The organism is Pedobacter sp. GW456-11-11-14-TSB4 (assembly GCF_059424425.1).
Map to the genome: position 1 here is coordinate 45,699 of NZ_JBWKZK010000002.1, position 24,993 is coordinate 70,691.

Below are 24,993 nucleotides of genomic sequence, written 5' to 3' on the forward strand. Positions count from 1 at the left end.
TTATCAATTTGAATAACGAGGTAAAAAGAAAAATCTAATGAAAAAATTAATGATCCTAGGTGTTGCTACAAGTTTATTAGCAATATCATCATGTTCTACTGTGCCATTAACTGGCCGAAGCAGATTAAGTTTGGTTGATGACAGCCAACTACAACAACAAGCTGCAATTGGTTATCAGCAATTATTGAGTGATCCTAGTACAAAAGTGGTTTCTACAAATTCTGCTAACACACAAATGGTAAAAAGAGTTGGAGCTAAAATAGCAGCTGCAGTAACTCAATATATGAACCAAAATGGTTATGGAGAACAAATTCAAAGCTATAAATGGGAATTTAATCTAATTGAAAGTAAAGAAATTAATGCTTGGTGTATGCCAGGTGGTAAAGTAGCCATCTACACTGGTATCTTACCAATCACCAAAGATGAGGCTGGATTAGCTACGGTTATGGGTCACGAAATTGCTCATGCAATTGCACAACACTCTGCAGAAAGAGCTTCTCAAATGACGGCGGCACAAGTAGGTAGCGCAGCAGTTGGAGTTGCTACAAGTAATTCAAAATATGCAAATTACATTAACCAAGCCTATGGTATTGGCGGGCAGTTAGTAATTTTAAACTATGGACGTAACCAAGAGCTAGAAGCAGATAAAATGGGGCTTTCTTTTATGGCGATGGCAGGTTATAATCCTCAAACAGCTATTGGATTTTGGCAGAGAATGGCTCAGGCAAGTTCTAGTTCTCAAAAACCACCTGTGTTTTTAAGTACTCACCCGTCTGATGATCAGAGAATTGCAAGGATACAAAGAGATTTGCCAGAGGCGATGAGATATTATAAAAAATAAGGTTGAAGAGCCGAAGGTTTAAAGGTGGAAGGACTTACTTTCCACCTTTTTTGTTGGTCTATTTTCCTACTTTGCCAATCTTTCAAAGATTGACAAAGTTTGAGGTTTTAGTGTTTCAAACTTTGACAACCCAAGAAGGAGATTGTCAAAGTACTGGCGCTTGCCCCAAAACCTTCATTATCGCCGAAGCTTTTAACAAACATTCTTCATATTCATCCTCTGCAACAGCCGCATAAGTTATCGCTCCGCCTACCTGAAAAGACAAATATTTTGATGCTTCATTATAAAGTATGGTTCTGATAATCACGTTAAAATCAAAATCCCCATTAGGCGAAATACATCCAAAAGAACCCGAAAAAGCACCACGTTTGCTTTTTTCATAGTCGTCTATCAATTCCATGGCCTTAATTTTTGGAGCGCCTGTCATTGATCCCATTGGGAAGGTATTTTTAATAGCATCGATAAAATGCGTTTCAGGATTGAGCTCGCAACTGATGGTTGAAATCATTTGATGCACTTGAGGGAAGGTATAAATTCCGAATAACTCATCAACTTTTACGGAACTCTTAACAGCGCTTTTAGTTAAATCATTGCGAACCAAATCAACAGTCATCACATTTTCTGCTTGCTCCTTAACACTCGATTTTAAATTTAGTTTAATCAGTTCATCTTCATTAGTATTTAAACTTCGCTTTGCGGTACCTTTTATAGGTTGAGAAATGAGTTTATTGCCTCTTTTACATAAAAATCTTTCAGGCGTAGCCGATAAAATATATTTGTCGTAAATTTTAAAAAAGCCAGCAAAAGGAGTAGGAGAGAGTTGATTAAGTTCTTGAAATATGTGTAAAGGATTAATCTCCGCATTTTCTGCAAAAAACTCCTGACAAAAATTTACTTCATAAATATCACCACGTTTAATGTGGTTTTGCAATTTTTCTACGGTATCAATATATTCGTTTTTCGTAAAACGATGTTCAATTTTTACTTTTGGTTTCGGTAAATAATCGCTTAATTGAACATTATTGATGGTTTGTGCAATTTGTGTATCGCCCTTTAGTACACATATTTCATCACCTTGTATGGCAATTAAATACTCAGGAATAAAAAAGTATAAATCGGGGAAATCAAGCTCGTCGGTATGATTGGTTTTTAAATCTTCAACTTCGTTTTTTAATTCATAGCTCATTAAACCAAACATCCAGTCTTTTTGCACTTCATAAAATGATTTCAATTTTGCAAAAGCATCACCATAACTAACGTTGAGTTCTTGAGTTTTACCAAAAGCAATCAGGCAATCATATTTACTGTATTGGTCTTTATAATTGTTACTATCTAAGCAACAAAATACCTCAAAATATGAAGCAAATTGTAAAGCTTTTTGCTTAAAGATGTGAATTGATGGAGTGCTCATAAAGTTGAGCAAAGGTAATTAAATGCGCAATAGTTAAAGTGTTTTAATTTTTAAATCAAATAAAAAATCCCTCAATTACTTGAAGGATTTTTTTATCTAATTGATGACAGATTTTATTTCAACATCAAAGTCTGCATTCTATCTGGTCCTACCGATAAATATTTAATTGGCACTTCTAGTTCTTTTTCTAAAAACGCAATATAATCAGCCAGTTGGCTAGGAATTTGTTCTTTCGTAGTGATGCCAGTTAAATCAGTTTTCCAACCTTCAATGGCTTTTAACACTGGTTTTGGTTGTATCGAGATGATGTCATATGGCATGTAATCAATCGTTTCGCCATTGTGCTCATAATGCGTACAAGCATAAATCGTGTCAAAACCATCCAATACATCCGCCTTCATCATGATTAATTCGGTTACGCCATTTAGCATGATCGCATATTTTAAAGCAGGTAAATCAATCCATCCGCAACGGCGAGCTCTACCTGTGGTTGCACCAAACTCATGTCCAACCTGACGAAGGTTTTCTCCAACTTCGTTATCTAACTCAGTAGGGAAGGGACCGCCACCAACACGTGTACAATAGGCTTTAAAAATCCCGAAAACATCCCCCACTTTATTTGGCGCAATACCTAAACCCGTACAAGCACCCGCAGTTGTAGTGTTTGATGAAGTTACAAAAGGATATGAACCAAAATCTACATCCAGCAATGTACCTTGAGCGCCTTCTGCTAAAACTTTTTTGCCTTCTTTTAAATAGCTGTTTACAAAATGCTCACTATCTACATGAGGAATGTTTTTGATGAATTCAATCGCCTCAAAAAACGCAGCTTCTTTTTCAGCTAAATCATATTCAAACTCGTAGTGAGATAAAATTTCTTTATGCTTTTCTACTAATTTATTATATCTGCCTTTAAAATCTGGTAAAGTAGTATCGCCAACGCGTAAACCATTTCGGCCAGTTTTATCCATATAAGTTGGACCAATACCTTTTAGCGTAGAACCAATTTTGCCAGCACCCATTTTTTGCTCATTTGCAGCATCTAATAGTTGGTGCGTTGGTAAAATTAAGTGCGCTTTACGTGCTAAAACCAATTTGCCAGCTGAAACCGGATCATGTCCGGCTTTTTTTAAGTTATCTAACTCTCTCTTTAAAATAATTGGATCGATAACCACACCGTTACCAATTAAATTCATAATGCCTTCATTAAAAATACCTGAAGGAATGGTGTTTAAAACGAATTTTTTACCATCGAACTCTAAAGTGTGACCAGCATTTGGTCCGCCCTGAAAGCGAGCTATCATGTCATATTGCGGACTTAACACGTCAACAATTTTACCTTTACCTTCGTCGCCCCATTGCAGGCCTAGTAGTACGTCTACTTGCGTCATTATTTTAAATTAAGAATAGAAATATGATTGATTTATTAATTTGTTGCATTTAATTTTTGTGTAGCCACATTTTTTATGGTTGCAGCAGCGCTACAATCGAAACAAACGCCATACATGTTTAATGAATGATGTTTGATATCGAATTTAAGTAAATCGCCAACCATGCTTTGAATTTGATGGATACGTGGATCGCAGAATTCTACTACTTTACCACAATCTATACAAATTACATGATCATGTTGATGATAACCATAAGATTTTTCGAATTGAGCCATGTTTTTACCAAATTGATGTTTGGTAACCAAATCGCATGAAACCAAAAGCTCTAAAGTATTATAAACTGTAGCACGACTAACACGATATTTTTGGTTTTTCATGTGGATGTAAAGTGTCTCTACATCAAAATGGTCGTTTCTAGAATAAATCTCTTCTAAAATTGCGAAACGCTCAGGTGTTTTACGTAAGTTTTTGTTCTCGAGATAGGCTTCGAATATTTTTCTAACCAACTCACTCGTATTCTGTTCAGACATAGTTTTAAACTCCTCTCCAAAGGTAGGTAAATGATTACACCGATTAAAATGATTACACCTATAATTAATTAACAAATTGTAAAGATGTTGATTACTTCTGAAATTGTTTAATTGATCAATCATTAAATTGTTCTATTGCTCAATTGTTTTTGGCAAGGTTTTAACTCAAAACCCATAACTTATAACTGCAAACTGAAAACTCAAAACCCATAACTTATAACTGCAAACTGAAAACTGTCAACTGAAAACTGTCAACTGAAAACTGTCAACTGAAAACTGCCAACTGACTAAGCATCAAACCTGGTAACGCCAGTTACACCTTTTACCTCCAACAAATTTTTAATCAAATTATCTAAGTGATCTTTATCGTTTACAAAAATCTTAATTGATCCATCAAAAATTCCATCATTGGTATCAACAGTTATCGAGCGCATATTAACTTTAAAATCGTTAGAAATAACTTTTGTGATGTTATTAATCAAGCCCACATCATCAATACCAACAATATGTAATCCTGTTAAAAATGTTAACTCTTGTTGTCTATTCCATTTTGCTTTTACTATTCTGTAGCCATAATTAGCCATCAGCTGTGCTGCGTTAGGGCAATTGGTACGGTGTATTTTTATGCCTTCGCCAACAGTTACAAAACCAAAAACATCATCTCCCGGTATCGGATTGCAACATGCGGCAAGTTTATAATCTATTTTTTGTAAATCTTCGCCAATTAAAAGTACATCAGATTCTGGCCCTTTAACTTTGTTAAGTAAGGCTTCAATATGCTGCCCTTCTCCAGGTGCATGAAAACTGCTGCGGTTCTCAACTTCTTTCTCGCTGGCTAAATATTCTTTTAAATCTTTAAGCTCAATTTTTCCGTTTGCTACCGCGATAAATAAATCTTGAGTAGAATTCAGCTTAAAATAGTAGCTTAACTTTTGCAAGTTATCGGTGTTGTAAGTAATTTTTAACGATTTAAGCTTACGTTCTAAAGTCTCTTTGCCGCTCTCAGCAATTTTTCTCTTCTCTTCTTTTAAAGATGATTTGATTTTAGATTTAGCCTTCGCCGTTACCACGATGTTAAGCCAATCTTCTTTAGGTACTTGTTTACCAGAGGTGATAATTTCTACCTGATCTCCATTTTGAAGTTTGTAAGAAAGTGGAACTAACTTGTGGTTTACTTTTGCGCCAATACATTTAGCACCTACATCGGTGTGTATCTCAAAAGCAAAATCTAATGCAGTTGCACCAAGAGGAAGTTGCAATAAAGCGCCTTTTGGTGTAAAAATGAAAATCTCATCAGAGAATAGGTTCATTTTAAAATCGTCCAAAAAGTCGAGTGCATTGGCCTCCGGGTTGCTCAACATTTCTCTAACCTTTTGGATCCATTGGTCTAAACCATTATCATTACTTGATTCTTTATATTTCCAATGGGCAGCAAAACCTTTTTCGGCGATTTCGTTCATCCGTTGGGTACGTATTTGTACTTCAACCCATTGTCCTTTCGGCCCCATTACGGTAGTGTGTAGCGATTCGTAACCATTTCCTTTTGGAGATGATACCCAATCTCGCAAACGATCTGGATTTGGTCTGTATAAATCAGTTACAATTGAATAGGCTTTCCAGCAATCTGCCTTTTCATGTTCGGGTGCGCTATCTAAAATAATCCTAATGGCAAAAAGATCATAAACTTCCTCAAAGGGGATGTTTTTCTTTTTCATTTTGTTCCAAATAGAATGGATAGATTTTGGGCGACCGTAAACATTGGCAACTAATCCTTGCTCGGCTAAAATTTCGTTTATTGGTTCAACAAATGTTTTAATAAAGGTATTTCGCTCGGCCTTTTTCTCATTTAATTGATTAGCGATGTATTTATAAGTATCAGGCTCCAAATACTTCATCGACAAATCTTCTAACTCAGATTTGATGGCATACAAACCTAACCTATGTGCTAATGGAGCATACAAATAAATAGTTTCTGAAGCAATTTTAAGCTGTTTTTGCCTAGGCATAAAATCCATAGTTCGCATGTTGTGCAAACGATCAGCAAGTTTGATTAAAATTACACGAACATCATCTGCAAGTGTAAGCAGCATTTTCCTAAAATTTTCTGCTTGTAATGAGCTGTTGTAGTCAAAAACTCCAGAAATTTTTGTCAACCCATCAATAATTTTGGCTGTTTTTTTGCCAAATTCACGCTCAATATCTTCTAAAGTGATGTCGGTATCTTCAACAACATCATGCAATAAAGCACAAACAATAGATGTTGTACCAAGGCCAATTTCTTCTGCAGCAATTTGAGCTACGGCAATAGGATGATAAATATAAGGTTCACCAGATTTTCTGCGCATATCTTGATGGCTTTCTAATGCCATTTCAAATGCTTTTCTAATCTCTTTTTTATCTCCTTTTTGTAATGTAGATTTTGATGCACGCAAAAGCGCCCTATACCTTTTTAAAATTTCTTGCTTTTCTGCCTCAATATCAATTACTAAAGTATTCTTCATTTGTATTTTTCAGGTAAAATTGTAGTATTTTTAACTTTAAAAGTTTATATTCGATTATAGAAAAAAACGAATATATAAAAATAGCGCTAACTTTGTATAGGCATAAATTTATGAAATATTCTCGTCTCTTTGTTCTGTTATTTGTCATACTTACTGCGCAAACAATAAAAGCGCAAGAAAGTACTACTGGTGCTATATACCCAAAGCTTGGCAAAAATGACACGATAAGGGTTGCGGCCACTAATGACAATGGTGTAATGATCCCTTGGATTGGTTTGCATGAGGTTATCATTAATGGAAACAGGATTTGGAGATCGGCACAAGAACAAGCTGCATTTAACAGATTAAGATATAATGTATTAAAGGTAATGCCATATGCTTTGTTTGCAAAAAGACGTTACGAGCAATTAGAACGTGATTTGGCAGCTGTTAATGAAAAAAAGGAGCAGAAAAAATTAGTTAAAGCTTGTGATGCTGAAATTAAACGCATGTTTAATACAGAAATTAAAGAATTAACCATTACACAAGGCCAAATATTAACAAAGTTGATAGATAGAGAAGTGGGTAGAACAACTTATGATATTGTTAAACAAACTAAAGGTGGTTTTGCAGCGTTCTCTTATCAATTAGTAGCAAGAGTTGTGGGCCATAATCTTAAAACTACCTACAACGCCAACGAAGAGCGGGATATCGAATCCATCATCGTTAGCTCAGGCTACTATCAATAAAAGCAAAATGAATTCTAAAAAAACAATTTATCCATTTAAGCTTAAACTTTTAAATGGAAAGGAAAAAGTGTTAGCCGATTTTGAGGGAAAAGTTTTATTAATTGTAAATACAGCATCTGGATGTGGTTTTACACCTCAATTAAAAGAACTACAAGATCTTAGAGAAGAGTTTAAAGATCAGGGTTTTGAAGTTTTAGGTTTTCCCTCAAATGATTTTGGAGGCCAAGAGCCTTTAAATGATGCAGCCATTAATGAGTTTTGTGAGGTTAATTTTGGTGTGCAGTTTCCTATGTTCGAGAAAATAATGGTTAGAGGAAATCAAACCCATCCATTATTTAAGTTTTTGAGCGATAAAAAGTTAAACGGAAATTTTAATTCAACTCCAAGATGGAATTTTCATAAATATTTGATCAATAAAGAAGGGGAAGCGGTTGATTATTTTTATTCATTCACCAAACCAAGTTCCTCAAAAATTAAAAAGAAAATCCAGCGGTTGCTGAAGTAATAAATGAGAGAATGAGAAAAGGATTGAATTTTTTAAAGTACTTTATATTCACTCATTCAAAATGCACTCCTTCAAAATTAAAACTTACATGAAACTAGATATACTTGTATTTGCTGTTCATCCTGATGATGCAGAATTAAGCTGCGCCGGAACAATTTTAAAACATATTGCATTGGGTAAAAAAGTTGGCATTGTAGATTTTACAAGAGGTGAGTTAGGCACACGTGGCACAGCCGAAACTAGAGATCAAGAAGCAGCCGATTCAGCTGAGATATTAGGTTTGCATGCACGCGAAAATCTCAGATTTAAAGATGGGTTTTTTAAAAATGATGAAGAACATCAGTTAGAAATCATTAAAATGGTACGCAAGTATCAACCAGAAATTATCTTAACCAACGCTTTAGACGACCGGCATCCAGACCATGGTAGGGCTGGAGATTTGTCTAATGATGCAATTTTCTTATCAGGCCTTATTAAAATCGAAACCATTGTTGATGGTGAGAAACAACAAGCTTGGCGACCTCGATTAGTTCTTCAATACATTCAAGATAGATATATTAAACCAGATGTAATTATAGATATAAGCGAATTCATGGACCAAAAAATAGAGTCGATTAGAGCTTTTAAAACACAGTTTGATAGTCCGGATGATAGTGAACCACAAACCTACATTTCATCACCAGAATTTTTAGAAGCTGTTGTTGGCAGAGCCAGAGAATTTGGTAAGCAAATAGGTGGTAAATATGGTGAAGGTTTTACTTCAAGGAAATTAATAGGAGTAGACAACTTGTTTAATTTGTTGTAAGTTTTGATCACTAAAAGCTAATAACCAACAATCTTCCATTTTATTTGTTACTCTAAAAACGAATAATTATGGCAAATGTATTTTCATCCTTAAAAAACGCATACAAACTTTTTAAGCATATTGATTTTAATCAGCTAGATGCTTTATCTAAAAAAGTTGATTTACCAAAAATGGTAGAAACAATTTCATCTCTTGATGAAAAGCAGTTGGCTGGAATGATGAAATTAATGGGCGGAACTAATAAAGTAAAAGAGTTGCCGCCTATTGAGGGAGACTTTTATCATTTGGGAGATGAAGCACTGCATGATGAAGATAGAGAATTACAACTTAAGGTTAGGGCTTTTTTAGAGAAGGAAGTTAAACCAATTGTAAATCACTATTGGAATAAAGCAGAATTTCCTTTTGAGATTATCCCTAAATTAGCAGAGCTAAATATCTGTGGCTTAACTTATAAAGGTTATGGCTGTCCGGGAAAATCTAACTTAATGGAAGGTATTTTAGCAATGGAAATGGCCAGGATTGATACTTCAATTTCTACATTTTTTGGGGTTCAAAGTGGTTTAGCCATGGGCTCCATTTATTTATGCGGATCTGAAGAACAGAAACAACAATGGCTTCCATCTATGCAGCAATTTAAAACCATTGGTGCTTTTGGCTTAACCGAACCAGAAGTTGGCTCAGCCGCTGCTGGTGGCTTAACTACCACCTGTAAAAGAGTGGGCAATACATGGACGTTAAATGGACAGAAAAAATGGATTGGCAATGCAACTTTTGCTGATATTTTAATAATTTGGGCAAGAGATTTAGATGACCAAGAGGTAAAGGGCTTTATCGTTAAAAAAGATAATCCGGGTTTTGCAGTAGAAAAAATGCAAGATAAAATGGCTTTGCGGATTGTGCAGAATGGCATAATTACGCTAACAGATTGTAAGGTTGATGAAGTAGACCGTTTACAAAATGCCAATTCGTTTAAAGATACTGCCAAGGTTTTACAAATGACCAGAGCTGGCGTTGCTTGGCAAGCGGTAGGTTGTGCCCGCGGAGCCTATGAAAATGCTTTAGATTATACAAGAACACGAAAACAATTCGGTAAACCCATTGCTTCTTTTCAATTGATACAAAATCATTTGGTAGAAATGCTCTCTAACTTAACAGCCATGCAAACTTTGTGTTTCCGCTTGTCGCAATTGCAAGACCAAGGTTTGTTAAAAGATGAACATGCCTCATTGGCTAAAGTTTTTTGCTCATTACGTACCCGAGATGTGGTAAGTAAGGCTAGGGAAGTAATGGGTGGTAATGGAATTTTGTTAGAATATAATGTAGCTCGCTTTGTTGCAGATGCTGAGGCAATTTATTCTTATGAAGGAACGAAAGAAATTAACACGTTGATTGTTGGTAGAGCGATTACTGGTTTTTCGGCTTTTGTTTAGTTAGAAAATAGCGCTGTATAATTTATTGTTTTTCTGAAAATGAGCGTTTTGTTTTTTATAGGTTTTGCAGTCCCGCTATCACCTATAGCCTTGCTCGTACCTCGCTGCGGGCTATTTGGTTCTATCGGGTTTAAAAACGAAATCTGTACATCAAAATCTGCAAGTTGTATAAATCACTAAAAACTTATTTAAAAGGTGTTTTAATTAAGCCAAAGTTACCCATTGCACTTTTTTCGTACAAAGCATAGCATGATGAATTGTATTTTTTATCAAAATTGATTTGACCGGGATTTAGCTGAGTTGGAATTTGTGTTCCTTTTACAAAAAAATAAACTTTGGTATTGCCGTATTTAGAATGTGGCTTTAAGTTGCCATATTTTATGAGCTCTGCTGCTGCAGTATCTTTTACACTTACAGCATAAATTCTTTGTACTGGGCCAGTATTGTTTTCATTTCTGTAGCTGGCAACTTCTTCAAATCCGCCCTTTAAATCGCCAATTTCTGGTTGATTGAATAAATCTTTTGCTACCCAAACTACCACAACTAAAATAACGAGAATAATGAAAATGCGTTTGTTTTTGTTTTGCATTTGATGTTTTAGTTTAATAGGAGTAACTGAATTTTATAAACCTTATTGTAGTGAGCACGACGAAGCTAAAAGCGAGGAGTAAAACGGAAAGAAGGGCACAATTTGCGATGAAATTGTGCCACTGTTTTTCTAATTTATAAAGTTGGTAAAATCTTTTCCATTACCTCCATACCTAAATCGATATGTTGTTTTTCGATACATAACGCAGGGCGGAAGCGAATAGTTTGGTTGCCGCAACCTAAAAACATTACATTATGCTCCATTCCTTTTTGCACAAATTCATTTCTCATTTCTTTGGTAGGAAAATCAAAAGCGGTAAGCAAACCACGACCACGAACATTACTCATTTTGTCGTATTTTTTAGCTAAATCAGCTAGGTTTTGCTGCAAATAGGCGCCTACATTTGCTGCGTTATCACAAAGTTTATCTTCATGAACAATGTTTAAAATTTGAGTAGAACGAACCATATCTACCAAATTACCACCCCATGTAGAGTTGATACGTGAGGGAACATTGAATACGTTATTTTCTATTTCATCAACTTTGTTGCCTACTAAAATTCCACAGATTTGCATTTTCTTGCCAAAAGCAACAATATCCGGACGAGCGGCTTCGCTAAAATGCTCATGACACCAGAATTTCCCAGTCAATCCAACTCCAGTTTGTACCTCGTCGAATATTAGAAAGGCTTCATTTTCATCTGCCAGTTGGCGAAGCTGAATTAAAAATTCTTCACGCAAATGGTTATCACCACCTTCAGATTGGATTGGTTCGATAATGATAGCGCAAATTTCATCTTTATTTTCAGTAAAGGCTTGTTTTACTTGCGCAATAGATAACTCTTCTGTTTCTTGTGCAGTTTTTAAATTGTCATCAGCCAGAGGGAATTTTACGGTTGGTATAGAAACCCTAGGCCAATCGAATTTAGCAAACCATTTGGTTTTATCTGGTAATGTGTTGGTTAAACTTAAAGTATAACCACTACGTCCATGAAAAGCTCTTTCGAAGTGTAAAACTTTAAAACCTTTTTCTTCTTTATGACCTTTAGCAAAATTCTTTTGAACTTTCCAGTCCATTGCTACTTTAATGGCATTTTCTACAGCTAAGGCGCCGCCGGCAATAAAAAATGCATGAGGTAAATAAGATGGAATACCAACTTTTGAAAAAGTTTTGACAAATTCTGCATACTGTTGCGTATATACATCAGAATTTGATGGATTGGCCATAGCAGCTAGTAATAAGTTATGCTTAAAAGCTTCATCATTTATCATTTTAGGATGATTATATCCTAAAGGTACTGAGGCAAAACAAGTAAAAAAATCTAAAAGCTTGCGGTTATATTTAGAGTCGTAAATATAAGCGCCATTACTTTTTTCCATATCGTAGGTTAAGTCAAAACCATCAGCTAAAATATGCTGTTGTAAAGTTTGGTTTACCTGATCTGGAGCTACACTAAGTTGATACATAATTTCATATTTTGGTATTTTCAAATGTAGCTAAATGTGCCAAATTATCAAATTTAAGCAGTATTCGTACTTTTAGGCTAAAAAATAGGTTTAAACTGTTTAAAGTATGATTTCGATAAAATTTACATTTAGTATTGTGAAATGTGGAAAAATAAAATCAGATATTTTTGCTTAAAATCTTCTTTTTGAGACAAAAATTTAAATCAGTTTACTGAATTTATAATGACTACCTTATCCAATATTTAAAATATTATGAAATACGGAGTAGTGATTAGTTTTAATACCATTAAGCAAATTGGAAACATTAAAGACAATACCACAAATATTGAATATGCATTTTTAAAAGCTGATTGCCCACATGCAGTAGAAATGCTTGATGAAGTTAAGTTTGATGTTGTTTTTGAGAAGAACAAAAACAAAGCAATAAATGTGAAATTAGCTTAGTTTATCTTTCATCCCTAAAATACCAAATAAGCCACCAGTGTGTATAGCTAATATTTTTGCATTTGGTTTAAAATAATCTTGCTTTGCTAAATCAATTATGGCATAAAACATTTTTGCCGTATAAACGGGATCAATGAGCATGCCTGTTTGTGCGGTAAAATCTTTAATAAAGTTGATGAGTTCTGCCGTTGTTTTGGCATAACCGCCAAAATGATAATCGTTATGGAGAATTAGGTTGTTTAAGTTAGGCTCATAGTTAGCTATTTCATTTTCAATAAACTTGCCCCCTTTTAACACGGGTATTACATGTAATTTGGTGTTTATCTGATGTTTATTTATACCTTTTAATAAGCCAGCTGCTGTGGTTCCTGTTCCTGCTGCGCAAAAAATATGATCATAACTTTCTGGTAGTTCATCAATAATTTCTGCACAACCTACTACCGCTTCATTACTAGCACCACCTTCATTAATAAAATAAGCGCTATCATCATTTCCAAAATGGGAGGAAAATAATTCAACTTTGTTTTTATAACTTTCTCTATCAACAAAAATTAAATTCATCCCAAAAAGCTTACAAAGTAAAAGCATTTCATTTTCTACCTTTTCTCCTCTTACAAATGCTGTTGCATTAAGCTTATTTCTAGCTGCTGCCGCTGCGGTTGCCACTAAATGATTAGAATATGCACCACCAAAAGTTACGAGGTGATTTTTCCTTTTCAAACGTACATCAGCCAGAATATATTTCAATTTTCGCCATTTATTACCAGAAATATAAGGATCTATTAAGTCGTCTCTTTTTACAGATAGATTAACGATCGATTTAAGATTAAGGTTATGTATAGGGCTGTAGATAGTCATAAAAAGAAAAAGCTCCTCCAAAGAGAAGCTTTTTACCTGAGTTTTAAAAATTATTTTCCAATGCCAATGCCTAAACCAGCATTCACATAGCCATAGTCTGCTTGTGTGTAAGATGTATAGACTCTTAAAAATCCTAAGTTAAGTTGAAAGCCTAGAGAAGCTGTCATACTACTAATATCTTTGTTATTTAAGGTAACTGGATTAGTAAATGTTGCAGAGCCTGCTGCCGTATCAAAATCATAAGTGCCAGTTGCTATCAAATCTGAATTAGATGAAACGTAGCCAACACTTGCAAAAGGTGTAAAGAATAATATTTTTTTAGAGATTATTGCCTCAGCATTAAAACCTTTAAATTTAGTTTCAACTTGTTGATTGTCATATTTACCATTGTTTACATCAAGATCTAAAGTGTGTTTGGTATTGGTAAAACCTAAAGCAACAGCTAAATCAAAAGGAACCAATTTGTCTTTATTTCCCATTATTAAAGGCAAAATTTCGGCTTTAACGCCTAAGCCTAATTGGTTAAGTTTGCCAAAATCGCTCCCTAAACTCACATTAGGTATTAATCTTAAAGAAACATCAATGTTTTTAGGTAAACCAACTGTTAACTGTACTTGAGCAGCAGGAGCAAAATTTATCCCCGATCCTTGTGGCAAATTAAACTGCGCACTTGTTGGAGCACCATTTATTTGCATTCTTGCTCCAGCTTTATCATCGCCAAAAACTGTTGGCCCCGTTGAAACAGCAGGATTAACCGGGCTGATTGTTTGTAGCGCTAAAGATTTTACATCATAACTTTTGTCCTTATCTGGCACAAAAGCACCTGTTCCTGTTACGCGTAAATCAAATTTTAAAAAGTTTTTGGTTTTTGCAGTGTTGTGCCAACCTGTTGCTAAGCCTAAACCCATCCCTTTAAAGAGAGGTTGCATGTAAGCATTAACTAACTTTGTCGCATCCTGTGGTGAGGATTTAAATAAATCGCCAACATCATTTTGTGCTAGCAAATTTAAGGGCAAAGAGAAAGCCCCCAAAACTAAAATAGTTTTGAATAAGGATTGTTTTGTTTTCATTTTTTACTTATCTGTTTGATTATTAGTCACGAAAGTAAATCTTTCTAATCAGATAAGGGAAAAAGTTTAAAATAATTCTTGCGTTGTAAGTAAAGTTTTTCATTGATAGGCAGTGTATTAAGTTATTGTTAACACTTAGCAAATAATACGCCAAAACTTATTTTTCCAAATTATCAAATTGTTAATCTTACTTTTGTAGCATGGAAAACAACAATTTTGTAGATCAAGAAGAAGAGCAAGACTTATTTGAACATTTTAACATTGTTGTAGATAAAGGACAGTCATTACTTCGTATTGATAAGTTTTTGATGCACCGTCTAGAAAATGCTTCACGTAATAGAATACAGAATGCAATAGACGCAGGTAATGTGTTAGTTAATAAAGGCACTGTAAAATCAAGTTATAAGGTTAAGCCTCATGATGAGATTTCTATAGTTTTTGCTCATCCACCACGTGATACAGAAGTTTATCCAGAAGACATTCCGTTAAATATAGTTTATGAAGATGCTGATTTGTTGGTGGTTAACAAGCCTGCAGGTATGGTTGTTCATCCTGGTTTTAATAACTACACGGGTACCTTAGTTAATGCATTGGCTTTTCACTTTGAGCAATTACCAACTTTACCAGGTAATGATGGCAGACCAGGTTTAGTACATAGAATTGATAAAGATACATCTGGTTTACTATTGATTAGTAAAAACGAAATTACCATGACCAAGCTTGCTAAACAGTTTTTTGATCATAGCATTACCAGAAAATATATTGCCCTTGCTTGGGGAGATATTGAAAAAGAAGGCAGGGTTGAGGGTTATATTGGTAGAAGTTTAAAAAATCGCATCATTATGGATATGTATGATGATGAGGAAAAAGGAAAATGGTCTGTAACCAACTTTGCCCCTTTAGAACGATTAGGTTATGTAACCTTAATTAGTTGCCAATTAGAAACAGGTAGAACGCATCAAATTAGAGCGCACATGAAACACATTGGCCATCCGCTATTTAGCGATGCCAATTATGGCGGAGATAAGATTTTAAAAGGTACTACGTTTACTAAATACAAACAATTTGTAAGCAACTGTTTCGAGCTTATGCCACGCCAAGCATTGCATGCGCAAACATTAGGGTTTATACATCCAACCACACAAAAATACATGGAATTTGAGGCACCTTTACCAGCAGATTTTGATGCTGTTTTAACTAAATGGCGAAATTATGCTGCTTTGCCTCAATAATTAATACAACAAAAGTAAATGTCTAATTATATTTTATTTAACGACGAGTTTTACAACGCTGATGAAGCTGTTTTAAAAGCCAGCAACAGGGGTTTTAAATTTGGCGATGGCTTATTTGAATCGATGCGGATGTGTAACGGCAAATTAATGTTTGCAGAGCAACATGCGGATAGATTGAGGGCAGGAATGAAAGCGTTAAAAATGGAAGGTTATGCACTTTTAGACGAATATTTTTTAAGACAAAAAACAGCTGAGCTACAGAAAAAGAATAAACTGGGTGCAAACGCAAGGTTTAGACTAAGCATTTACAGAGACGGCGAGGGTTTATACACGCCTCAAGTTAATAAAACTGGCTATTTATTGGAGGCAAAACCTCTAGAAACATCAACCTACGAATTAAACCCAAAAGGATTAATTGTTGATGTATATGATGAAATTACCAAGCCTTTAAACAAATTGTCTAATTTTAAAACAAGCAATGCAATGGTATATGTGATGGCTGGCTTGTTTCAAAAACAAAACAGATTAGATGAAGCCATAATTTTAAATCAGGAGGGTTTTTTGTGCGAAAGTACAAGTTCTAATGTTTTTGTTGTTTATCAAAATCAAATTTACACACCAGCATTAACAGAAGGTTGTATTGCAGGCGTTATGCGAACAGTGGTGTTACAGCTGGCAAAAACACATAATTTTAATCTCGTTGAAGCCCAAATTAGTCCAGAGATTTTAAAAGAGGCAGAAGAGGTTTTTGTAACCAATGCCAGTAGCGGTATCCGTTGGGTAATGGGTTATGGTAGAAAACGTTATTTTAACGAAATAGCAAAAGAATTAAATGCAAAACTGAACCTTTTGGTTTATTAACCAATTCGGAAAGACAGAAAGTAGGCAGTTTCTATAGATTGCGAGCTTAATGTTGATGATTTTTTTGAAAAACAATGTTAGCAACTCTTGGCAACTGCAGTCCTTCTTTACGTTTCTCCCGATGAAAAATCGGGATACACTTCAATAAGGTTTATAGTACAAAGTTGGTGGTTCTTGGCATTCTGCAGCCATGCATAATTGCAAAAGCCTGCGTTTCATAAACGGGATAGTAGCGTAAATCCTTTTGGTTTTGTCTCCATAATACCGAAATGAGGAACGATTGAGGTATCTGTCCCTTTAATCCTCCTATTTTACAGATTTCTCCCTGCGTTCGAAATGACGATAAAACCAAAAGATTGCAGCGCATAGCCCGACTAACTTTAATAGCTGTAGATACTTGCTTTACATCTAACCATTTCGACAATCTTAAAGTCTCATTCCCCTTAAAAACTCATCAATTAGCATTCTTTTTTTACCTTCAAACTGTACATCGGTAACTTTTATAAAACCATCTTTAGTTGCAAATTTCAAGTAGGTTTTGCCATCTGTTAAAAAAGCACCAGTAGAAATTCCAGGTTCTTTATCTTCTAGTTCGGCATTAAAAATTTTAAAATTTTTATCGTTAAGCGTTGTAAAAGCGGTAGGGTAAGGGCTTAGGCCACGAATGTGGTTATAAACCGTTTGGTTTGTCTGGTTCCAATTTATTTTACAGTACTCCTTAAAAATTTTAGGGGCAGATTTCAGTTCATCACTTTCAGGTTGGGGCACCTCATTGTAATCATCAGCCGCTATAGCTTTAACCGTTTTTACCAATAAATTAGCGCCAACAACCATTAATTTATCGTGCAAAGTTCCTGCAGTTTCCGTTTCGGTAATTTCAACGCTATCGGTAAAAATAATATCTCCTGTATCAATTTCTTGTTTTAAGAAGAATGTAGTAACGCCAGTTTCTTGCTCGCCATTAATAATTACATGGTTTATAGGTGCAGCACCACGATATTGAGGTAACAATGATCCATGTAAATTAATAGTTCCTTTGCTTGGCATTTGCCAAACAATTTCGGGTAACATTCTAAAAGCAACTACTACAAATAAATCGGCCTCAAGTGATTTTAGTTCCTCAATAAAAACTGGGTCTTTAAGTTTTAAGGGTTGTAAAACACGTAATCCGTTTGCAACAGCAAATTTTTTAACTGCACTTTCGTTTAATTTTTGGCCTCTTCCGGCTGGTTTATCTGCAGCTGTAACAACGCCAACAATACTTAAACCTGCTTGCTGTAAAGCACTTAAAGAAGCTACAGCGAAATCGGGCGTGCCCATAAAAACTATTTTCATACTATGGTTGTTCAATGGATGATTTGATGGTTACAAAATAACTAAAAAATCGCTTAAAATTTTCTTCTTAAACTTTATGGTACCAACTTTAGATGTAATTAATTCGAGCAATTTAGTATTTGTAGATCCGGCAAAACCTGGCATTTACAGAAAAGGGAAACCTGGTAAATTTTACTATGAAGACGGGAAAGGTAATCGCTTAAAAGACGAAGCTGATTTAGAGCGAATTAAAAAAATGGTTTTGCCACCAGCTTGGACTGAAGTTTGGATTTCGCCAAAGAAAAATGGCTATTTACAAGCCATTGGTAAAGACGTTGCTGGCAGAAAACAATATCGCTACCATGCCGATTGGACTGCGAGAAGATCGGATCACAAGTATTTTAGATTACTAGAATTTGGTAAGGTTTTGCCGCAAGCCAGAAAACAAATCGCCAAAGACTTACGCCGCAAGGATTTTGACGAAAGAAAAGTATTAGCTATTTGCTTGCAGGTAATGCAAAAAACTTTAATAAGAATTGGCAACGAAAACTATGCTAAAACTTATGGTAGTTATGGTTTAAGCACTCTAAAAGACAAACATTTTAAACAAAAGGGCAATGATGCCATTTTAAGTTTTGTTGGTAAAAAAGGGGTAAAGCATGATGTGAAGTTAACCGATAAAAGTTTAGCAAAACTGATCAAAAAAAGTAAGGACATACCTGGGCAAGATTTATTTCAGTTTTACACAAAAGGAAAAGAGCATAAGGCTGTAGATTCTGGAATGATAAACAATTACATTAGAGAAATTACTGGTGGTGATTTTACAGCCAAAGATTTTAGAACTTGGGGCGGTACGCTTGAGGCTTTAAGGCAACTAGCTTGTTGTACGGAAAGAAGTCCGGATATGAGCAAAAAGAAACTAGTTGTTGAAGTTTTAGATTGTGTTGCGAGCAAATTGGGTAACACAAGAGCGGTTTGTAAAAGTTCTTACGTTTACCCTTTGTTATTAGAAACCTTTGAAAATGAGGGTTTACAAAAATATTTAAAGAAAATAAATACGCTTAGACCAGATAGTGTAACTGCCATGCAGAATGACGAAAAGGTTTTACTGGAATTTTTAAAGCATACAAAAGTAGCCACAAAAGCTAAAAAATAACTTACCGGTCTTTTAAGTTGCGATAAGCCTCTTCAAAATTTGGTGTGGCAATATTTAATTCTTTTCCCAATTTTACCATATAACCTGTAATTGAGTTGAGTTCAGTTTGTGGTTTTTGGTCATCAAAATCTCTTTGCATAGATGATGTAGCGGTAAAGGGTAATGCAGCGTAATGTGCCATAGCTTTTTCTTCGGTATTTTCATCAACCTCAATTTTTTTAGCTTTCGCAATTGCTGTTGCTTCCTTAATTAAGTTTATCAAATATGTTTTGTGATCTTGCAATAGCTCACCAACTGTTTTATTAAGGTGTGAGGTAGCTGTTGCTATGCAAGAGAGGAAGATGAATTTTTCCCAAATGGGTTTAGAAATTTCATCAGATAAACAAGCTTCAACACCTGCTGATTTTAGCAAATCTTCTAGCATAATCAATCTATCATCGGTATCCTTATCTAAACCAAAATAGATTTCTTGCCTGTTACCCATATTTTCAATTATCCCGGGGTTTTTTATAGCCGAAACAATGTAGGCACAACCAGCTGGCACAAGATTGTTTGGAAATTTTGCTCTAATTTTTTCTACGGCTTCAACTCCATTTAACAAAGGCAAAATAACCGTTTTTGAATTAACACAAGGTGATATCTGATCTAAAATATCGGCTAAATCATAGTTTTTTGTGCTCATGATAATAAAATCTGCCACACCAATTTCATTTACATCAGCTGTAGCTAAAAATGGTTTCGCAGTAAAATTGATATCGCCTTTAATAACGGTGAGTCCGTTTTGCTGTATGGCTGCTAGATGTTTTCCTCTAGCTAAAAAATAAACTTCAATATTGTCATTTCCAGCATAAGCTCTGGCTAAAAGTCCGCCGAAATAGCCGCCAACCCCACCAATACCTGCAACAACAATCTTTATTTTATTCATCATCATTATCTATTTTTAAAAGCTTTAGAAACAACAAACACCTCGAGGTTGGCTCAAGGTGTTTGTTTTGTTGGAGTTAATTATTTTTTTACTGAGTGAACAGGTTGTTCACTATTTTCTTTTTCTTTAGCCGGATTTGCAGTTTTAGCCGTAGCTGGTTCTTCTTTGTAAACCTTATCTTCTGGTTTTTTAACTGCTTTTTCGCCTTGGTCTACTTTGCCTTTCGGCTGCGGTTCTTCGAAATTACTCGAAGCTTTTTCGCTTTTCTTTTTAACTTCTTTGTTCATGGCTTTTAAAACTAAATGGTCGAATTTTAAATGAAAGTATTTCATAAAAACCAATAGAATAACAAAGTCTAAATCGTTATTGTTTCATTTTCGGAATATTATAATTGACCTTGCTTTCAATGAATCATTCTCTCACTCAATCATTCTCTCATTGCATCATTCTCTCATTCAATCATTAATTATAAAGCAAATACTTTTTACGCATTTCTTTATACTTATTTAAGCCTGCTTGCCAAGTAGCACGAATTTCTTTTTCAGATTTGCCATCAATAATTTGCTGTCTAAAATCTCCAACGCCAATTAATCTTTCCACAGGCATCAGTTGGTTGCTTAATTTTGAATTAAAAAAATCTGCTTTTTTAGGCGATGCTTTATACAATTCGATAATCCAAGCTAGGTTGATTTGTTTTGTTTTTCTTAAAATCGATGTGTCGTAATTTCTTAAATCTAAACCATAACATATTTGATCTTTAAAAAGCGGAGTTTCGGCCATTCCTTTTATCCCGGTAGGTTTATAAGAAAACTTGTATTTGCCTTTTAAATAAGGTGCGCCAATAACAGTAAAAGGGAACTGCGTACCACGACCATGGTTTAAATAAATGCCTTCGAACAAACACGTAGTTGGGTAAAGCAAAATCGATTGCTGTGTGTTTAGGTTTGGAGATGGCTTAACAGGTAAAGTGTAAGGCATATCATGCGTATACCCAGCATTTTTTATTACAGTTATTTTGCATTTTAGCTTGTCTTTTAACCAGCCTTCGCCGTTTAGCATTTGTGCATATTCGCCTAATGTTAAACCATGCACAATCGGAATTGGTTGTAAACCGATGCCTGATTTAAATTTCGGATCTAAAATTGGGCCATCTATAAAATAACCATTTGGATTTGGTCTGTCGAAAATCATTACTTCTTTGCCATCACGAGCACAAGCTTCCATTACATGTTGCAAAGTATTCATGTACGTATAAAAACGCACACCAACATCCTGTATATCAAAAATCATAATGTCTACATCTGCCAAATCTTCTTTTGTTGGTGTGCTGTGTTTGCCATATAATGAAATTGCTTTAATTCCAGTTTTAGCATCTACAGCATCATCTACGTGTATGCCTGCACTTGCATCGCCTCTAAAACCATGCTCCGGGCCAAAAATTTTTACGATATTTACTCCTCTTTCTAATAGACTATCTACAACAGTTACTTTGCCAATAATTGATGTAGGATTTACCACCATGCCGATTCGTTTTCCTTTTAGCAATGGCAAATAGACTTCAGTTTGTTCTGCACCAGTTCTAAATTTCTCTTCTGCAGATTTGGTTTTAGCTACTTTTTCAGCTTTAACTTTAGACTGTTGTCCGCATGCACTTAAAGCAAATAGCAATAAAAAGGCAGTAAATAAAAAATTGAATTTCTTCATTTCTTAAGGTTTTTTAAAGAATTGTATGCTATTTCGGAATTGAATTAGCACTTTTGCTAAGTTACAATTATAATCATTTGAATATATCATATTTCATCGCAAAGCGGATAGCCATTAAGAGTGAACGTACGTTTAGTAAGCTAATTGTGCGTATAGCAATTGCTGGTGTTATGTTAAGTTTGGCGGTAATGATTTTGTCTATAGCTATTATTAAAGGCTTCAAAACCGAAATACAAGATAAGGTAAGAGGTTTTATTGGCGACATACAGATATACCGATACGATTTAAATGGATCTTTCGAAAAATCGCCATTTGTACCTAATGATACCACAATTGCTTACCTCAAAAACAATAAAACTTTAGCTTCCTTTTATCCATTTGCTACAAAACCTGCAATAATATCTGCAAATGGCGAAGTAGAAGGCATTAATTTTAAAGGAATTGATGATACCTATGATTGGCAATATGTACAAAAGCATTTGTTGGAAGGGAAAATAATCGATTTTAAGCAGAAGGATGTTAATCAGATCATGGTATCTAGTTATACTGCAAAGCGATTAAAACTCAAAGTCGGTGATAGTTTTATCATGCATTTTGTTCAAAATCCGCCAAAGCGTAGAAAGTTTACCATAGTGGGTATTTACAGTATTGGAATTGATAATATTGATAAAAGCTTTGTTTTAGGCGATATAAATATCATTAGAAGCGTAAATAATTGGCAGCCAAACCAAATGGGTGGTATTGAAGTACGCACTAAAGATTTTGCTACTATAGATCAAGATGCCAATGATGTTTATGCCAATTTGGAACTGAAACTAAGATCGAGATCTGTTAAAGAAAGCACACCAGAGATTTTCACTTGGTTATCGTTATTAGATGTAAATACCAAAGTTTTACTCATTTTAATGATGATTGTAGGGGTAATTAACATGATTACTGCCTTACTTATTATGATTTTGGAACGCACCACCATGATTGGTTTGCTTAAAGCAATGGGAATTGGTAATTGGAGCGTGATGAAAATTTTCCTTTATAATGCAATTTATTTAGTTGGTATAGGTTTAGTTTTAGGGAATATTTTAGGTTTAGGATTGGCTTTTTTACAGTATACTACCCATGTATTTAAATTAGAACAAACTAACTATTACCTCTCTTACGTACCTGTAGAAGTACATTTTTTAGATGTATTGATGTTAAATGTGGCTACCGTTGCAATCTGTGCTTTGGTGCTTATTGTTCCTTCGCTATTGGTAGGTAGAATTAGTCCGTTAAAGGCGATTAGGTTTAAATAGCTAAGTCAGGAAGTCGGAAAGTCTGAATGATATTTAGTAAAAAATTAGCTCTGTAAACAATACTTCTTATATCTCAATCCAATCTAGCTGTTGCAGGCCAGAAAATTCTGTTCTTAATGGTAAATTTAAATAAGGATAAGTTACTTTAGATAAATATAAACCAGTAGGATGCGCAATCTCTAACATTCCGGGTGTTTCTAAAGTAATGAGCAGATTTTCAAATTCATCAACACTCATGTTTCCGGTACCAATTTTTAAAAGTTTACCTGTTATTATTCTGATCATTTTACCCAAAAAACGGTTTGAAGCGATGTGAAATCGAATATGGTCGCCATTGGCTGTGCTAAATAATTTGGCATCATGCACATTGCAAATGGTATGTTCATTTTTATCTGGAGCGGTACAAAATGCTCGGTAATCTTTATATTTCGGCAGCAACTCTACAGCTCGTTTCATTTCGTTTAAGTTCAAGTTAGTGAACTCGTAATAAGAACTTAGCTGATTTAGAAATGGATTTTTGTAAGTATGGATATAATAATCGTACTTTCTTTGTACGGCATCAAATCTGGCGTGTGGTTTTCCTTCTAAAGAAATAATATCGAAAATAGCGATGTTGTGTGGTAGTACTTTATTGAGCCTAAATTTTAAGTCAAAATCCCATTCTTGCTCAATATCTGCGTGAAAAAAGAACTGACTAGCATGAACTCCAGAATCGGTACGGCCACAACCATTTATGGTTAAAGGTGTTTTAAAAATTTGAGAAAGTTTGCTTTCAATTACTTCTTGTATACTATTAACTTTTGGTTGCCTTTGCCAGCCGCTGTAAGTATGGCCGTTGTAACCAATATGGAAGAAGTATCTCATTAGGCAAAGATAGCTTTTCTGAGTAGAAGCTCAGAAAAGCTATCGGTAATTAAAAATGTTTTATTTATCCTTTAAGTAAGACCAATTTCTTTAGCCCAATGCTACAGCCATAGTGTAAGCCATCATGATTGGCTACAAATGTAACTGCATCTTGCACATTATTTAATGTAAAGCCAACGTAGGTACTCACCGTATATGGTGTGTAATTATCAAATGTTCCGTTTTGTAAATCAACTTCTAATTGATCAATGGTGCTTAATAGATAACCTTTCATTTGTGCAATTTCTGCTGCGCTAAAATCTCTTTCTGGTTTCGAGCCGTTTTTGTAAAGGTCAATTAATTCATTTTCAATAACAAAAGGTTGTCCTGCCAATTTGTAGCATAAAATCTGCTGGCTAACCACTAAATGCCCAATTTGCCAAGCTAAGTTATTTTTAAATCCTGTTGGGATGTAATTCATTTCTTCGGTAGATAATTCTTCTACTAAACTTAATAATTTGTTTCTTGATGCTTTGATGAGTTCTATTATTTTTTCCATTTCTTGTTTTGATTACACCGATTAAGGTGATTTCACAGATTAAAGTGATTAATATCTTTGATAAAGGTAGTATTTCCCAGATTTTAACGAAAGATGTTTTTAAGAAAATCACTAAATGAAGTTTCAATCTGCGGTATGAATTTTTACCATTAACGTCATATCCTTGCAGGACCCGTACTAAATCCATCACCTGATCTCTTCTCAGCTAGCCGCTGAAGGGCTTTTTTCTTTTCCATTGATGAAAAGAAACAAAAATCTAGGCTGCACCGAATTAGCTAAAAATCAAATCTTCGGATTGGAAATAAAAGAACTCGCTGCACTCAAACAGCTTTTATTTCTATCAATCCTACAAATTGATTTTTCACGCTAATTCGCTGAGGCCGTATCGCAAATTTCATATCTTAAACCGACTTAACCATAATTTTAATTTAAGGTTTATTGCTGTTAGATCATATTTTAATTCTATAACTTTACATTTACGATAATAATATCTAAAATTAATATTATGGGTTTTTAGCTTATTTGCAACTTGACAAAA

At 34.6% G+C, this 24,993-nt stretch carries 24 protein-coding genes; 10 read left to right on the forward strand and 14 right to left on the reverse strand.

All coding sequences use genetic code 11. From position 1 onward, the window contains the following. The first annotated feature begins 37 nt into the window (after nt 1-37). A complete protein-coding gene (locus AC07XU_RS07600; protein WP_494943039.1) occupies nt 38-841 on the forward strand; it encodes a M48 family metallopeptidase in 804 nt (267 codons plus the stop codon). A 145-nt stretch (nt 842-986) separates the two neighbouring features. Here the strand turns inward: AC07XU_RS07600 and AC07XU_RS07605 are convergent, their stop codons facing one another. The 4 genes from AC07XU_RS07605 to AC07XU_RS07620 all read right to left on the reverse strand — a co-directional run bounded on the left by AC07XU_RS07605 (nt 987) and on the right by AC07XU_RS07620 (nt 6,674). Next, complete coding sequence (locus tag AC07XU_RS07605; RefSeq protein WP_494943040.1) at nt 987-2,252, reverse strand: anthranilate synthase component I family protein; 1,266 nt, start codon at nt 2,250-2,252, stop codon at nt 987-989. Between the two features lie 113 nt (nt 2,253-2,365). Then, entirely contained in the window at nt 2,366-3,643 is a 1,278-nt protein-coding gene (locus AC07XU_RS07610; protein ID WP_494943041.1) for an adenylosuccinate synthase, read from the reverse strand. A gap of 35 nt (nt 3,644-3,678) precedes the next feature. Then, a complete protein-coding gene (locus tag AC07XU_RS07615; protein WP_494943042.1) occupies nt 3,679-4,173 on the reverse strand; it encodes a Fur family transcriptional regulator in 495 nt (164 codons plus the stop codon). A 287-nt stretch (nt 4,174-4,460) separates the two neighbouring features. Continuing rightward, the gene (locus AC07XU_RS07620; RefSeq protein ID WP_494943043.1) at nt 4,461-6,674 is read right to left on the reverse strand and encodes a RelA/SpoT family protein; all 2,214 of its coding nucleotides are present in this window, start codon (nt 6,672-6,674) and stop codon (nt 4,461-4,463) included. A gap of 110 nt (nt 6,675-6,784) precedes the next feature. Here AC07XU_RS07620 and AC07XU_RS07625 point away from each other — a divergent pair, with 110 nt between their 5' ends. The 4 genes from AC07XU_RS07625 to AC07XU_RS07640 all read left to right on the forward strand — a co-directional run bounded on the left by AC07XU_RS07625 (nt 6,785) and on the right by AC07XU_RS07640 (nt 10,142). After that, nucleotides 6,785-7,402 (forward strand): DUF4294 domain-containing protein, encoded by a 618-nt coding sequence (locus AC07XU_RS07625; RefSeq protein WP_494943044.1) that lies wholly within the window; start codon nt 6,785-6,787, stop codon nt 7,400-7,402. Between the two features lie 7 nt (nt 7,403-7,409). Then, nucleotides 7,410-7,907, forward strand: a complete 498-nt coding sequence (locus AC07XU_RS07630) for a glutathione peroxidase (RefSeq protein WP_494943045.1) — start codon at nt 7,410-7,412, stop codon at nt 7,905-7,907. An 88-nt stretch (nt 7,908-7,995) separates the two neighbouring features. Next, nucleotides 7,996-8,712 carry a bacillithiol biosynthesis deacetylase BshB1 gene (bshB1, locus tag AC07XU_RS07635; protein WP_494943046.1) on the forward strand — a complete coding sequence of 239 codons (717 nt, stop codon included), beginning with the start codon at nt 7,996-7,998 and terminating at the stop codon, nt 8,710-8,712. Nucleotides 8,713-8,780: 68 nt separating this feature from the next. Then, a complete protein-coding gene (locus AC07XU_RS07640; protein ID WP_494943047.1) occupies nt 8,781-10,142 on the forward strand; it encodes an acyl-CoA dehydrogenase family protein in 1,362 nt (453 codons plus the stop codon). A gap of 184 nt (nt 10,143-10,326) precedes the next feature. On the opposite strand, the gene AC07XU_RS07645 is transcribed toward AC07XU_RS07640, so the two are convergent. Beyond that, on the reverse strand, nt 10,327-10,731 hold the full coding sequence (locus tag AC07XU_RS07645) for a hypothetical protein (RefSeq protein WP_494943048.1): 405 nt from the start codon (nt 10,729-10,731) through the stop codon (nt 10,327-10,329). 134 nt (nt 10,732-10,865) lie between these two features. After that, entirely contained in the window at nt 10,866-12,197 is a 1,332-nt protein-coding gene (lat, locus tag AC07XU_RS07650; protein WP_494943049.1) for an L-lysine 6-transaminase, read from the reverse strand. A gap of 252 nt (nt 12,198-12,449) precedes the next feature. On the opposite strand from lat, the gene AC07XU_RS07655 reads away from it, so the two are divergent. Further along, nucleotides 12,450-12,641, forward strand: a complete 192-nt coding sequence (locus tag AC07XU_RS07655; RefSeq protein WP_494943050.1) for a hypothetical protein — start codon at nt 12,450-12,452, stop codon at nt 12,639-12,641. Here the strand turns inward: AC07XU_RS07655 and AC07XU_RS07660 are convergent. Beyond that, the gene (locus tag AC07XU_RS07660) at nt 12,633-13,499 is read right to left on the reverse strand and encodes a 1-aminocyclopropane-1-carboxylate deaminase/D-cysteine desulfhydrase (RefSeq protein ID WP_494943051.1); all 867 of its coding nucleotides are present in this window, start codon (nt 13,497-13,499) and stop codon (nt 12,633-12,635) included. The two genes, AC07XU_RS07655 and AC07XU_RS07660, sit on opposite strands and share 9 nt — an antisense overlap. A gap of 50 nt (nt 13,500-13,549) precedes the next feature. Beyond that, nucleotides 13,550-14,569, reverse strand: a complete 1,020-nt coding sequence (locus AC07XU_RS07665) for a DUF6588 family protein (RefSeq protein ID WP_494943052.1) — start codon at nt 14,567-14,569, stop codon at nt 13,550-13,552. 200 nt (nt 14,570-14,769) lie between these two features. On the opposite strand from AC07XU_RS07665, the gene AC07XU_RS07670 reads away from it, so the two are divergent. Both AC07XU_RS07670 and AC07XU_RS07675 read left to right on the forward strand, forming a co-directional pair. Next, nucleotides 14,770-15,801, forward strand: a complete 1,032-nt coding sequence (locus AC07XU_RS07670) for an RluA family pseudouridine synthase (protein ID WP_494943053.1) — start codon at nt 14,770-14,772, stop codon at nt 15,799-15,801. 18 nt (nt 15,802-15,819) lie between these two features. Next, nucleotides 15,820-16,662 (forward strand): aminotransferase class IV, encoded by an 843-nt coding sequence (locus AC07XU_RS07675; RefSeq protein ID WP_494943054.1) that lies wholly within the window; start codon nt 15,820-15,822, stop codon nt 16,660-16,662. Between the two features lie 426 nt (nt 16,663-17,088). Here AC07XU_RS07675 and fmt read toward each other — a convergent pair whose 3' ends face one another. Further along, nucleotides 17,089-17,997 (reverse strand): methionyl-tRNA formyltransferase, encoded by a 909-nt coding sequence (gene fmt, locus AC07XU_RS07680; RefSeq protein ID WP_494943055.1) that lies wholly within the window; start codon nt 17,995-17,997, stop codon nt 17,089-17,091. Between the two features lie 76 nt (nt 17,998-18,073). On the opposite strand from fmt, the gene AC07XU_RS07685 reads away from it, so the two are divergent. Continuing rightward, nucleotides 18,074-19,132 (forward strand): DNA topoisomerase IB, encoded by a 1,059-nt coding sequence (locus AC07XU_RS07685; RefSeq protein ID WP_494943056.1) that lies wholly within the window; start codon nt 18,074-18,076, stop codon nt 19,130-19,132. Between the two features lies 1 nt (nt 19,133). Here the strand turns inward: AC07XU_RS07685 and AC07XU_RS07690 are convergent, their stop codons facing one another. From AC07XU_RS07690 to AC07XU_RS07700, 3 genes are all read right to left on the reverse strand, one after another. Further along, complete coding sequence (locus tag AC07XU_RS07690) at nt 19,134-20,060, reverse strand: ketopantoate reductase family protein (protein WP_494943057.1); 927 nt, start codon at nt 20,058-20,060, stop codon at nt 19,134-19,136. Between the two features lie 77 nt (nt 20,061-20,137). After that, on the reverse strand, nt 20,138-20,389 hold the full coding sequence (locus tag AC07XU_RS07695) for a hypothetical protein (protein ID WP_494943058.1): 252 nt from the start codon (nt 20,387-20,389) through the stop codon (nt 20,138-20,140). 130 nt (nt 20,390-20,519) lie between these two features. Next, the gene (locus AC07XU_RS07700) at nt 20,520-21,761 is read right to left on the reverse strand and encodes an exo-beta-N-acetylmuramidase NamZ family protein (RefSeq protein ID WP_494943059.1); all 1,242 of its coding nucleotides are present in this window, start codon (nt 21,759-21,761) and stop codon (nt 20,520-20,522) included. Nucleotides 21,762-21,838: 77 nt separating this feature from the next. Between AC07XU_RS07700 and AC07XU_RS07705 the strand changes: the two genes are divergently transcribed. Beyond that, entirely contained in the window at nt 21,839-23,053 is a 1,215-nt protein-coding gene (locus AC07XU_RS07705; protein ID WP_494943060.1) for an ABC transporter permease, read from the forward strand. A 66-nt stretch (nt 23,054-23,119) separates the two neighbouring features. Here AC07XU_RS07705 and truA read toward each other — a convergent pair whose 3' ends face one another. Beyond that, nucleotides 23,120-23,917 (reverse strand): tRNA pseudouridine(38-40) synthase TruA, encoded by a 798-nt coding sequence (truA, locus tag AC07XU_RS07710; RefSeq protein WP_494943061.1) that lies wholly within the window; start codon nt 23,915-23,917, stop codon nt 23,120-23,122. Between the two features lie 64 nt (nt 23,918-23,981). Then, nucleotides 23,982-24,455: a DinB family protein gene (locus tag AC07XU_RS07715; RefSeq protein ID WP_494943062.1), complete on the reverse strand. Its 474-nt coding sequence runs from the start codon at nt 24,453-24,455 to the stop codon at nt 23,982-23,984. Nucleotides 24,456-24,993: the final 538 nt, after the last annotated feature.

Excerpts from the sequence above, each read along its gene's own strand:
- AC07XU_RS07600 (WP_494943039.1), top strand. The coding sequence starts at position 38 with ATGAAAAAATTAATGATCCTAGGTGTTGCTACAAGTTTATTAGCAATA.
- AC07XU_RS07605 (WP_494943040.1), bottom strand. The coding sequence starts at position 2,252 with ATGAGCACTCCATCAATTCACATCTTTAAGCAAAAAGCTTTACAATTT.
- AC07XU_RS07610 (WP_494943041.1), bottom strand. The coding sequence starts at position 3,643 with ATGACGCAAGTAGACGTACTACTAGGCCTGCAATGGGGCGACGAAGGT.
- AC07XU_RS07615 (WP_494943042.1), bottom strand. The coding sequence starts at position 4,173 with ATGTCTGAACAGAATACGAGTGAGTTGGTTAGAAAAATATTCGAAGCC.
- AC07XU_RS07620 (WP_494943043.1), bottom strand. The coding sequence starts at position 6,674 with ATGAAGAATACTTTAGTAATTGATATTGAGGCAGAAAAGCAAGAAATT.
- AC07XU_RS07625 (WP_494943044.1), top strand. The coding sequence starts at position 6,785 with ATGAAATATTCTCGTCTCTTTGTTCTGTTATTTGTCATACTTACTGCG.
- AC07XU_RS07630 (WP_494943045.1), top strand. The coding sequence starts at position 7,410 with ATGAATTCTAAAAAAACAATTTATCCATTTAAGCTTAAACTTTTAAAT.
- bshB1 (WP_494943046.1), top strand. The coding sequence starts at position 7,996 with ATGAAACTAGATATACTTGTATTTGCTGTTCATCCTGATGATGCAGAA.
- AC07XU_RS07640 (WP_494943047.1), top strand. The coding sequence starts at position 8,781 with ATGGCAAATGTATTTTCATCCTTAAAAAACGCATACAAACTTTTTAAG.
- AC07XU_RS07645 (WP_494943048.1), bottom strand. The coding sequence starts at position 10,731 with ATGCAAAACAAAAACAAACGCATTTTCATTATTCTCGTTATTTTAGTT.
- lat (WP_494943049.1), bottom strand. The coding sequence starts at position 12,197 with ATGTATCAACTTAGTGTAGCTCCAGATCAGGTAAACCAAACTTTACAA.
- AC07XU_RS07655 (WP_494943050.1), top strand. The coding sequence starts at position 12,450 with ATGAAATACGGAGTAGTGATTAGTTTTAATACCATTAAGCAAATTGGA.
- AC07XU_RS07660 (WP_494943051.1), bottom strand. The coding sequence starts at position 13,499 with ATGACTATCTACAGCCCTATACATAACCTTAATCTTAAATCGATCGTT.
- AC07XU_RS07665 (WP_494943052.1), bottom strand. The coding sequence starts at position 14,569 with ATGAAAACAAAACAATCCTTATTCAAAACTATTTTAGTTTTGGGGGCT.
- AC07XU_RS07670 (WP_494943053.1), top strand. The coding sequence starts at position 14,770 with ATGGAAAACAACAATTTTGTAGATCAAGAAGAAGAGCAAGACTTATTT.
- AC07XU_RS07675 (WP_494943054.1), top strand. The coding sequence starts at position 15,820 with ATGTCTAATTATATTTTATTTAACGACGAGTTTTACAACGCTGATGAA.
- fmt (WP_494943055.1), bottom strand. The coding sequence starts at position 17,997 with ATGAAAATAGTTTTTATGGGCACGCCCGATTTCGCTGTAGCTTCTTTA.
- AC07XU_RS07685 (WP_494943056.1), top strand. The coding sequence starts at position 18,074 with ATGGTACCAACTTTAGATGTAATTAATTCGAGCAATTTAGTATTTGTA.
- AC07XU_RS07690 (WP_494943057.1), bottom strand. The coding sequence starts at position 20,060 with ATGATGAATAAAATAAAGATTGTTGTTGCAGGTATTGGTGGGGTTGGC.
- AC07XU_RS07695 (WP_494943058.1), bottom strand. The coding sequence starts at position 20,389 with ATGAAATACTTTCATTTAAAATTCGACCATTTAGTTTTAAAAGCCATG.
- AC07XU_RS07700 (WP_494943059.1), bottom strand. The coding sequence starts at position 21,761 with ATGAAGAAATTCAATTTTTTATTTACTGCCTTTTTATTGCTATTTGCT.
- truA (WP_494943061.1), bottom strand. The coding sequence starts at position 23,917 with ATGAGATACTTCTTCCATATTGGTTACAACGGCCATACTTACAGCGGC.
- AC07XU_RS07715 (WP_494943062.1), bottom strand. The coding sequence starts at position 24,455 with ATGGAAAAAATAATAGAACTCATCAAAGCATCAAGAAACAAATTATTA.